The following is a 10,195-nucleotide window of genomic DNA, read 5'->3' as shown; positions in this document are numbered from 1 at the left end:
GCCCCGGAGGCCGGACCCGGCACGTCCCCGGCCCGCCTCACCATCGCCTGGCTCATCGTCGGAATCCCGCTCGCCTACGGCCTGATCGAAACCGTCAGAGCCAGCCTCCCCCTCTTCGGCGGCTAACCCCCGGGGCCCGCTCGACACCGGGCGGGCCCCGGGGCCATCGACCGTCCCCTAGGGCGCGGGGTCGATGTAGACGTTCCGGCTGAGCTGCGACGTGCCCATCTGCGCGGTCACCCTGGCGGACTCGAAGTCCGTCACGGCGCCGGTCGTGCCGGTGAAGGCCACAGAGGACGCACCGGCCGGTACGACAACCTCGGCGGGGAGTCCCAGCACCGGGTTGTCGCTGCTCAGGGCGACGATGACCGGCTCGCTCGTGACCGCGCCGAGATGGACCGTCCCCTCGAAGGTCTGACCGCCGAAGAGCACCATCGGCATGTCGATCTCCCGCAGCCCCGGACGTATGAGCACGGTGTGGCTTCGGCTGCCGACGCCCTCCATGGTGGCGGTGATCGTGGTCTGGCCGGCGTCGTCGGTGCCGGCGCCGAGCCGCACGGTCCGCGCTCCGCTCGTCCCTTCAGCGAGGGTGATCGGCGAAGGAGGTTCCACATCGGGATTGTCGGAGGTGAACGTGACCTCGACGCCCCCGTGCGGCACAGGGTTCGGCAGGTCGAGGGTCATGGGATACGAAGTGCCGCCGTACATGGTTCCGGAACCCGTGAGGCTCCAGTCTCCGGGGTCGTACGTCCATGCCTGAAGCGCGACGACCGCGGTCTTGGTCTGTCCCGGAAGCGTGGCCGTGAGCGTGACGTCGGCGTCCTGCGGAATGCGAACGGTCTTCCCGTACGTCCCGGCCACGCCGAGTGCGCCACTAGGAATGGTGATGGACTCGGGCACCTGAAGCGCCGCATTGTCGCTTTCCAGGCTGACGGTCATACCGCCCGTGGGGGCGGTCCCGTTCAGCCCGATCTGGAGGGAGACCGAATCACCGCTGATGACCGATGAATCGGCGACCAAGTACTTCAGGCCGGGCTGGAGCACCAGCGGCCGGCTGGTTTCTTGATGGCGCACCCTCGCCGTGATAGAGACGCTGAGGTCGCCGCGAATGTAATCCGGCTGGTGCGTCTGGATTGGAAAGTCCGCCGCGGACTCCCCGGCCGGAACGACGACCGCCGCGGGCACGCTCACCCAGGACGGATCCGCGGACGCCAACGTCACCTCGACGGGCCGGCGCCAGGCGCATTTCAGCCGGACCGTGCCGGTCGCCTCACCGCCCGAGTGCACCTTCCCGGCGGGCAATTCCAGATCGGTGAGTTGCGGCGGGCAGGGACGTGGCCCGTGCGCCTCCGCGTTCGCCGGCACGGCAATGCCGGCGATCCCGAGGACGATCGCCAGCGCGATCATCCAGAATGCTGTTGTCCGATTCACTCGACGCCCTTTCCCGCATGTGCTGGTCCGGCCACATTGAGCGGCCAAAGAGCGGGGAAGCTGCTGCGCAGGGGCGAGAACCGACCCGAGCCGGACACGAATCGACTGGAACGGCGGAAATTATAGCCTTCGAACATCGCCCGCCGCCATACCGTGAATGCAAAAGTGGCCGAGACGCAACAGGTTAATCCTGGCGGTGGGCGCGGCCGGTGGATGCCAAAAGTTCGTGGGCGAGGGTTTCCGCGTCGAAGGGGCCGGTGTGGCGGCGGTCGTCGATGAAGAAGGTCGGTGTGCCGCGTGCGCCGCTGGCCTCGGCGCTGACGACGTCGGCCCGGACCCGGGCGGCCGTCTTGTCGTCGTCGAGGTCGCGGAGGAACTTCTCGACGTCCATTCCGAGGTCTGCGGCGTAACCGGCGAGGTCTTCGTACTGGAGTTCGTCCTGGTGGACGAACAGGAGGTCGTGCATCTCCCAGAACCGTCCCTGCTCGTCGGCCGCGACCGCGGCGTGGGCCGCGAGTTCGGCGTAGGGGTGCACGTCCGGGAGCGGCAAGTGCCGGAAGACGTACCGCAGGTCGTCACCGAACCGCTTCCGCAGTTCGAGTGCGGTCCCTGTGGCGCGGGCGCAGAACGGGCACTCGAAGTCGGCGTACTCCACCAGGGTGAGCGGCGCGTCGACGGGACCTCTGATGTGGTCCACCTCAGGGTCCACCGGCCGGTCGAGGAAACGCGGCAGGTCCGCCTCCGACTGGCCGCGCAGGACGGCGGCCGCGTGGAACATCACCCACCCGAGGAGGGTCGCCAGCACCGCCGCGAGCAGGACCCCGACGGTCGCCTCGTCGCGGAGGATCTCGTCCTCGAAGGCCAGGCGGGCGATCAGCAGCGAGATGGTGAACCCGATGCCGGAGAGGGCGGCGCCGCCGAACACGTGCTCCGCGCTGACGCCCCGGGGCAGATGCCCGATGTTGAGCCGGGTGGCGAGGACGGCGCTCAGCCCGACTCCGAGGGGCTTGCCCAGGACGAGGCCGGCCACCACGGCCCACGTGACCGGTGAGGTGAGCGCCTCGCCGAGGACCCCGCCGCGGAGGTCGACGCCGGCGTTCGCCAGCGCGAAGACCGGCACGATGACGTAGCTGGTCCAGGGGTGCAGGATCGTCTGCAGCCGCTCGTTGACCGACACGGCACGGGTCAGCCCCACACGGGCCGTCATCCCCACGTCGGCCATGGGCGACTGCTTGAACGCGCGAACGTTCTTGGCGGCCTTCTCGACCGCCTCGCGCACCGGCGCGTAGGCGGGGACGAGGAGACCGCCGAGCATGCCCGCGATGGACGCGTGGAGGCCCGCCTGGAGGGTGGCGAGCCACAGCGCCAGTACGACGGCCACGTACGGAGCCGCGCGCCAGACTCCCCGCCGGCTCAGGACCACCGCCGCCGCGCAGAGGACGAACATGGCGATCAGCGGCAGGACGCGAATGGAGCCCGAGTAGACGAAGCCGATCACGCTGACGGCCACGATGTCGTCGATGACCGTCAGCGCCAGCAGGAAGATGCGCAGTTGTGTCTGGAACGTGGGCCCGACGACGGCGAGCGCGCCCAGCATGAACGCCGTGTCGGTGCCGATGACCACGCCCCAGCCGTTCGCGGCCTCTCCCCCGGGCGCGATCAGCAGGTACAGGAGCGCCGGGATCGCCATCCCGCCGATGGCGCCCACGATCGGGATGACGACGCGGCGGCGTTCCCTCAGCTCGCCGACGGAGAGCTCGTACCGGACCTCCAGGCCGATCACGAAGAAGAACAGGGCCATCAGGCCGTCGCTCACCCAGTGCCCGAGGTCCATCGACAGCACGGCGTCCCCGATCGACATGGACGCCTCCGTCGTCCACAGGGACTCGTACTCGTCCGACCATGGGGAGTTCGCCCAGACCAGGGCCACGATGACGGCGACCAGCAGCAGGCCCGCGCCGCCCACCTCCGTCGCCATGAAGCGCCGCACCGGCCCGGACAGCTGAGCGAGGAGCTCCCGCCGCTTGGCCCGCGTCTGTGAGTCGTCGCGCTTCCTCGTCCACATCACCCGGCGAGTCTATTTACGCAGCGTGACCTGAGAGGAGGGCGGGGTATGCGGGTCAGGGAGCGGCCGGGGACGAGCGTGACCAGGGACGCCGCCGGACCTCGCTCTCCAGCCGCTGGAGCAGCGGGGCCGTGCGCTGGTAGTTCGTGAGCCGGTCCGGCAGGCCCTTCCAGACACGTGCCGCCAGCTCCGCCGCCTCGGCGAGGATGGCGTCCACGTCGATCGTGAGGACCTTGCCGTCCCGCACGACCGTCTGCCCGTCGACGAGGACGGTGTCGACGGCGTGGCCCATGTCGCCGTAGGCGAGCTGGTAGGCGACCTGCTCCTTCGGCGCGACGAACACCTCGCTGGTGCGCAGCAGCACGATGTCCGCGCGGTGGCCGGGGGCGATGCGCCCGACCGGGCTGCCGAGCGCGCGCGCCCCGCCGTCCCAGCACATGCCGAGGACGGACGATGCCCCCGGCCAGGTCCCGGGCTCGCCGCCGGCCCGGGGCAGCAGGGCGGCCATCTTGACCGTCTCCCACATGTTCTGGCTGTCGTTGCTGCTGGCGCCGTCGGAGCCCAGCGCGACCGCCGCCCCGGCGCGCAGCATCTCCGGGACGGGCGCCACACCGGCCCCGAGCTTGAGGTTGCTGACCGGGTTGTGGACGGCGACCGCGTCGGACGCGGCGAACCTGGCGATCTCGTCGTCGTTCAGCCAGATGGCGTGGGCGAAGGACGCCCAGGGGCCCAGGCAGCCGATGCGTTCGAGGAACTCGACCGTCGAGGTGCCGTAGCGCGTGTCCGCCACATGGATCTGCGACTTGGCCGACAGCAGGTGCGTCTGGAGGCGCAGCCCGCGCTCGCGGGCGGTCTCGGCGCTGGCCTTGAAGAGATCGGTGGAGCAGCGCGGCAGCGAGGACGGCCCCAGCATTGGCGTGATCCGCGGGTGGGTGCCATGCCAGCGGCCGATGTAGGCGAGCACCTCGTCGAGGACGACGTCCGGCTTCGCGCGGGGCGGGCGGACGAGGTCCTCGGTGCCGTCGATCAGGTCCAGCGGCAGCGACGAGAAGAAGTCCAGGTCGCTGTACTGCGCGGCGACGTTGGCCCGCATGCCGGAGTCGACGTAGGCGCGGGTGATGGCGTCCAGGCCGTCGCCCATCCACTCGTGGTCGGCGCGGGCGCAGTCGAGGACGCTCGTCGTCCCGGTGCGCAGCATCTGGATCGCGCCGAGCATGGCCGACACGTACAGCTCGCGCGGGCTGAGCCGGGCCCCGGCGCCGCCGTAGCTGGCGAGCACCATCCAGGTGTCCAGCGGCAGGTCGTCGCACAGGCCGCGTTCGATGGTCTGGTTGGAATGCGTGTGGGCGTTGACCAGCCCCGGGATGACGATGCGCGCGGAGGCCTCGACGACTTCGGCGCCGTCCGCGGCGAGGTCGGGGCCGACGCGGGTGATGACGCCGTCCTCGATCAGGACGTCGCTCACCCCGAACTCCGATTCCACGTCGAAGACGTGACCGCCGCGGATCAGCGTCCTTCCCGTGGTGTCCGGCGCCGTGGTGTCCGGCGCCGTGGTGTCCGGCGCCGTGGTGTCCGGCGTGCTCATGATCGGCCTCCAAGCTGTTCACGGGCGGCGAGTTCGCGCTGGAAGACGGCCTTGTCGTCGGCCTGCGACCAGCGGCCCGCCGTGGGGTAGGGCGATGCCTCGGTCTCCACGGCCTGGACGACCATGGCGGGGCCCTCGGCCGCGTACATCCGGCGGACGGCGCCCGCGACGTCGGCGTCGTTCGCGTCGGGCGGGGGTGACTCGACCCGCCGCCAGCCGCAGGCGCGGGCGGCGGCGGCCAGGTCCAGACGGCCGGCGAGTTCCTGGCCGCCGCCGGTCTCGTACCGTCCGTTGGCGAAGACGACGACGCGCAGGTTCGGCGGTGCCGCCCCCGCGATCGTGGCGAGGACGCCGAGGTTCATCGCCAGGTCGCCGTCGCCCTCGATCAGCGTCACCCGGTACTCGGGGCGGGCCAGGGCGAAGCCGAGCGCGAGCGAGGGCGCCATGCCCATCGGATCGGACGCGAAGTAGGTGAGGTCGGGCGCGGCCGCTTCCCGCCAGGCCCGTCCGGCGGACCCCAGCGAGCAGATCACGATGTCGTCGGCGGCCCCGCCGCCCGCACCACGGTCGGCAGTGCGATCGGCGGTGCGGTCGGCCGCTAGGGCGGCGGCGACGGTTCGCGCCAGCGTCAGGCGTCTCATCGGGCGGCCTCCCCCAGCAGTGACTCGCGGTCGAGCAGCAGGACGACGGGCCGGCGGTGCAGCCGGGCCTGGTCGGCGGCGGCGGTGACCATGCCGGGATCGGCTCCGCCGCGCATCCGGTGGTACGGGACGCCGAGCGCGTCGAGGACGGGCGGCACGACGCGTCCCTTGTACGCCTGGTAGTAGAAGCCGTCGTCGATGTCCCCGCGTTGCGCGGCCACCACCAGGAGCGGCAGCCCGTGCAGATGGGTGTAGCCGGCGAGGGCGTTCGCGCCGACGAGCAATCCCGCGTTCTGGCAGACGACCGCGCCGAGCCCGCCCGAAAGCGCGACACCGGCGGCGACGCCCAGCGCGTCGTCCTCCCTGGTGACCTTGACGTGACACATGCCCGGGGCGGCGTCGACGGCCGCCAGCAGCGGCGACAGCCACGAGTCGGGCAGGCTGGCCACGACGCCGATGCCCGCCTCGCCCAGCGCTTCGAGCAGGAGCGCGGCCGGTCGTCCCGCCGATTCTGCGGTGTTCATTGATCCGGTGTTCACTGGTCTCCCCCAATTCGTCCGGCCGCCCGTACCGCCATGCCGAGGGCCGCGTCGAGCTTCCAGGCGTTGCCGGGCAGCGGGTGGCCGTGCCTGGCCAGTTCGCCGTCGAGGAGCCCGCGGAAGCGTTCGGCGTCGAAGCGGGCGCCGTCGCATCCCTTCTCCGTGGCGTGAGCCCGCCAAGGAGTCGGGGCGACCGCGCCCAGGACGACGCGGGTGCCGTCCCAGCGGCCGTCGGTGACGGTGGCGGCCAGCGCTATCGACACCAAGGCGAAGTCGCCCTCCCACAACTGGAGCTTGTCGAACACGCAGCGGCGTTCCCGCGCGGCGGCGGGGACGCGTACCGCCGTGACGAGTTCGCCGGGGCGCAGGGATGTCTCTCCCGGCCCGGTGTAGAAGTCGCCGATCGCGACCGTCCGGTCTCCGGCCGGGCCCGACACCAGCACCCGGGCGTCGAGCGCGGTGAACACGGTGCCGAGGTCGGACGGCGTGACCGCCTGGCAGCGGTGCCCGTCGATGGCCGCGTGGTAGAAGCGGTGGTCGCCCTGGACGGCGTAGCAGGGGCAGGTGACGCCGCCGCGCTTGTAGCAGTCGAAGCCGTTGCGGAAGAACCAGCAGCGTTTGGCCTGCACCAGGTTGCCGCCCACGGTGGCGACCGCCCGGATCTGGGCGGACGCGATCGACTCGACGGCGTCGGCGACCGCGTCGAGCGAGCCCCGGGTCGCCGCGGACAGGGCGTCCAGCGTGACCGCCGCCCCGATGTCCAGGGCGCCGTCGTCGCGTTCGGTGATCGTGCGCAACGCGGGGATGCCGGTGATCTGCACCAGGGTCTTCGGCGCCGCCAGACCTTGGCGGCGCTGGAGGGCGAGGTCGGTGTTGCCGCCGACGGCGGTGCCGCCCCCGGCCGTGAGCTTCACGGCCTCGCCGGTCTCGGACGGACGCCGCACCGACTCGATCTCCCGCTCGGGCACCCGGCGGGCCAGTCGGGTGCCGAACCGGTGCAGCACCGTGTGGACGCCGAGGGGGTAGGCCCGCCGCAGCAGCTCGATCCACCATCGCGACGGCCGGGCGGCCAGCCGGTACCGGCGGGCGGGGAGGCCGTCGCGCTCGGCCAGCGCCCGCAGCACCTTGTCCGGGGTGATCGGCAGGTCGCGGATGCGCACGCCGATCGCGTCGTACACGGCGTTGGCGAGGGCGGGGGCCGGGGGCACGATCGGCATCTCGCCCACGCTCTTGGCGTCGTACGGTCCGGCCTCCTCGTCCCCTTCGATCAGGAGGGCCCGCACCGGGGGCAGGTCGGCCGCCCTGGGCAGGGCGTAGTTGATGTACGCCGGGTTGACGGTGCGGCCGCCCTCGTAGACGAGTTCCTCGCCCATGGCCGCGCCGAGTCCCTGGGCGACGCCGCCGATCACCTGTCCCTTGGCCATCACCGGGTTGATCGCCCGGCCGATGTCGTGGGCCGCGACGTAGTCCAGGACGCGTACCCGCCCGGTCGCGGGGTCGACCTCGACCTCGACCGCGTGGGCCGCGAAGGTGTAGCTGGCCGAGACGTTCGGCCGGGGGTTGCCGCCGCCGAACGTCTCCATCCGCGGGTCGACGTAGGACGCCTCGTGGCTGAGCATGCCGTCGTGCGCGTCCGGGCTGAGCGCGACCAGGTCGCCGAGCGGGACGTCCGCTCCCGGCGCGTGCGCCAGGCCGCCGTCCAGCCGGATCTCGCCGGTGCCCAGCTTCTCGGCCGCCAGCCCGCGCACGGTGTCGGCGAGTTCCGCCGACGCCTTGCGGACGGCATGGCCGCCCATGTGCGTGCCGCGCGACGACCAGGCGCCCATGTCGAACGGGGTCAACTCGCCGTCGGCCATGAGGACGTCCACGTCGTCGACGTGCACGCCGAGTTCCTCTGCGGCGATCTGTGCCAGGATCGTGCGCTGGCCGGTGCCGGCGTCGGCGCCGCCGAACCGCACCCGCACCCGGCCGTCCTCGAACAGGTCGACGATCGCGTCGCTGCGGTTCGAGCCGCCGTGCGCGTACGAGCCGCTGCCGTGCATGCCGCACGCCACACCCACACCGCGCACCGGGCCTACACCGTGCACCGGACCTACACCGCGCACCGGGCCGACCCCGCGCGGCGGACGGCGGTCGCGGCGCTTGGCGTCCCAGCCGATCGCCTCGCGGACCGCGTCCAGGCATTCGGCCAGCCGGGCGGAGCCGATGCGGGCGCCCGACAGCGTCGTCGTGCCCGGCTCGTTGGCGTTGCGCAGCCGGAAGTCGATCGGGTCGATGCCGAGCCGCTCGGCCAGCTCGTCGACCTGCGACTCCATGGCGAAGGCGACCTGCGGACTGCCGTAACCGCGGAACTGGCCGCCGGACGGCAGCGCCGTGTCGATCAGCCGGGCGTCCCAGGCGACGCCGTCCGGCCGGTAGATGGAGCCGAGCGTCTTGACCCCGACCTTCATGATCGACGGGCCGTAGTGATTGTACGCGCCGTTGTCGACGTCGAGGCGGGCGTCCAGGGAGCGCAGCCGCCCGGTGTCGTCGGCGGACGAGCGGAGCCGCACCCGGAAGGCGTGCCGCGGCTTGGTCGCGGCGAACTCCTCCTCGCGCGAGTACGCCAGCCGGACGGGCCTGCCCGCGGCGATGGACAGCGCCGACGCGAGCGCCTCGTGCTCGCACACCTTCGACTTCAGCCCGAACCCGCCGCCCACGGCGACGTCGCGGCAGACCACCCGCTCGGGGTCGAGCCCGAGGACGTGGGCGACCTCGGTCGTGACGAACCACGGCGCTTGCGTCGAGGTCCACAGTTCGAGCGTTCCGGTGCCGGCGTCCCAGCGGGCCAGGGTGGTGTTCTGCTCCATGCAGGCGTGCGAGACCCGCGGGTAATGGAACGTCCCTTCCACTGACACGGTGCCTGCGGCGTGGCCGGCCTCGGGATCGCCCCACTGCCCCTGGTCGTGCACCGACACGTTCGGCTCGCCCGACGACCGGCGGTGCAGCCGGACGGCGCGTCGCGCCGAGGCGGCGTCGATCGTCAGCGGCGGCCGCCGCAGGGGGCGGCGGTACCGCACCACGATCGCGTCGGCGGCGGCTCGGGCCTGTTCGCCGGTCTCCGCGGCGACGGCGGCGACCTCCTCGCCGATGTAGCGGACGACGTCGCGGGCGAGCGGATAACGGTCCGAATGCTGCCCTTCGGCGTGGATGTACGGGGTGTCCACCGGGAAGTCCGCCGCCGTGATCACGGCGTGCACGCCCGGCATACGGCGCGCCCGCTCGGTGTCCACCGACAGGATCCGCGCGTACGGGTGGGGAGAGCGCAGCACCCGCGCGGTCAGCGTCCCCGGCGGATCGACGTCACCGGCGTAGGCGTCGGTGCCCGAGGTCCGCTCTTCCCAGTGCTTCGGGGGCACGCTCGTGCCCACCACCTGCGGCGTCCGGGGGGTCACGCGGTCTCCCCGCCCGTGGTCTCCCCGCCCGTGGTCTCCCGGCCCGCCGCCGCCCGGCGGATCGCGGCGATGATCTGCGTGTAGCCGGTGCAGCGGCAGATGTTGCCGGACATCTCGCGCCGGAGTTCCTCATCGCCGAGTTCCGCGGCCACGTCCAGCACGGCGCTCGCCCGGACGATCTGCCCCGGCGTGCAGAACCCGCACTGGAATCCGCCCTCCTCGGCGAACGCCCGGCGCAGTTCACGCTGCCCGTCCGCCAGCCCCTCGACGGTCGTGACCTTCCCGTGCGCCGCCTCCTCGACCAGCAGGACGCACGACATCACCGGGACGCCGTCGAGCAGGACCGTGCACGCCCCGCATTCACCGCGCCCGCACGCCTCCTTCGCGCCGCGCAGGCCGAGCCGGCCGCGCAGCACCGGCAGCAGCGCCTCGCCGGGCCGCGCGTCCACCTCGACCACGACGCCGTTGACGTCGAGTTCCGTCATCATCCGAGCCTCCTG

The 10,195-nt window shown here is 72.3% G+C and carries 7 protein-coding genes; all 7 read right to left on the bottom strand.

All coding sequences use genetic code 11. The features are described 5' to 3' along the window. Positions 1–177: 177 nt before the first annotated feature. A complete protein-coding gene (locus E1285_RS25430) occupies positions 178–1,407 on the bottom strand; it encodes a hypothetical protein (RefSeq protein WP_132156279.1) in 1,230 nt (409 codons plus the stop codon). A gap of 208 nt (positions 1,408–1,615) precedes the next feature. Next, positions 1,616–3,496 (bottom strand): Na+/H+ antiporter NhaA, encoded by a 1,881-nt coding sequence (gene nhaA, locus E1285_RS25425; protein ID WP_132156287.1) that lies wholly within the window; start codon positions 3,494–3,496, stop codon positions 1,616–1,618. 55 nt (positions 3,497–3,551) lie between these two features. Beyond that, on the bottom strand, positions 3,552–5,081 hold the full coding sequence (locus E1285_RS25420; RefSeq protein ID WP_132156277.1) for an amidohydrolase: 1,530 nt from the start codon (positions 5,079–5,081) through the stop codon (positions 3,552–3,554). Beyond that, positions 5,078–5,722, bottom strand: coding sequence for a thiamine pyrophosphate-dependent enzyme (locus E1285_RS25415; protein ID WP_132156275.1), 645 nt, complete (start codon positions 5,720–5,722; stop codon positions 5,078–5,080). Before E1285_RS25415 ends, E1285_RS25420 begins: the two co-directional genes overlap by 4 nt. Then, a complete protein-coding gene (locus E1285_RS25410) occupies positions 5,719–6,246 on the bottom strand; it encodes a thiamine pyrophosphate-binding protein (protein ID WP_165966755.1) in 528 nt (175 codons plus the stop codon). The genes E1285_RS25415 and E1285_RS25410 overlap by 4 nt, the downstream gene beginning before the upstream one ends. Positions 6,247–6,257: 11 nt before the next feature. After that, a complete protein-coding gene (locus E1285_RS25405; RefSeq protein ID WP_132156271.1) occupies positions 6,258–9,695 on the bottom strand; it encodes a molybdopterin cofactor-binding domain-containing protein in 3,438 nt (1,145 codons plus the stop codon). After that, a complete protein-coding gene (locus E1285_RS25400; protein ID WP_132156269.1) occupies positions 9,692–10,183 on the bottom strand; it encodes a (2Fe-2S)-binding protein in 492 nt (163 codons plus the stop codon). Before E1285_RS25400 ends, E1285_RS25405 begins: the two co-directional genes overlap by 4 nt. Between the last annotated feature and the right edge of the window lie 12 nt (positions 10,184–10,195).

Source organism: Actinomadura sp. 7K507 (genome assembly GCF_004348425.1).
In the GTDB taxonomy this organism is placed as follows: Bacteria; Actinomycetota; Actinomycetes; order Streptosporangiales; family Streptosporangiaceae; genus Spirillospora.
The sequence above is the reverse complement of the archived record's forward strand: the minus strand, read 5'-3'. Positions and strand labels throughout refer to the sequence as shown.

Bases quoted from the DNA above. Each gene is read 5' to 3' on its own strand.
- E1285_RS25430 (WP_132156279.1), bottom strand. From the start codon at position 1,407: ATGATCGCGCTGGCGATCGTCCTCGGGATCGCCGGCATTGCCGTGCCG.
- nhaA (WP_132156287.1), bottom strand. From the start codon at position 3,496: ATGTGGACGAGGAAGCGCGACGACTCACAGACGCGGGCCAAGCGGCGG.
- E1285_RS25420 (WP_132156277.1), bottom strand. From the start codon at position 5,081: ATGAGCACGCCGGACACCACGGCGCCGGACACCACGGCGCCGGACACC.
- E1285_RS25415 (WP_132156275.1), bottom strand. From the start codon at position 5,722: ATGAGACGCCTGACGCTGGCGCGAACCGTCGCCGCCGCCCTAGCGGCC.
- E1285_RS25410 (WP_165966755.1), bottom strand. From the start codon at position 6,246: ATGAACACCGCAGAATCGGCGGGACGACCGGCCGCGCTCCTGCTCGAA.
- E1285_RS25400 (WP_132156269.1), bottom strand. From the start codon at position 10,183: ATGATGACGGAACTCGACGTCAACGGCGTCGTGGTCGAGGTGGACGCG.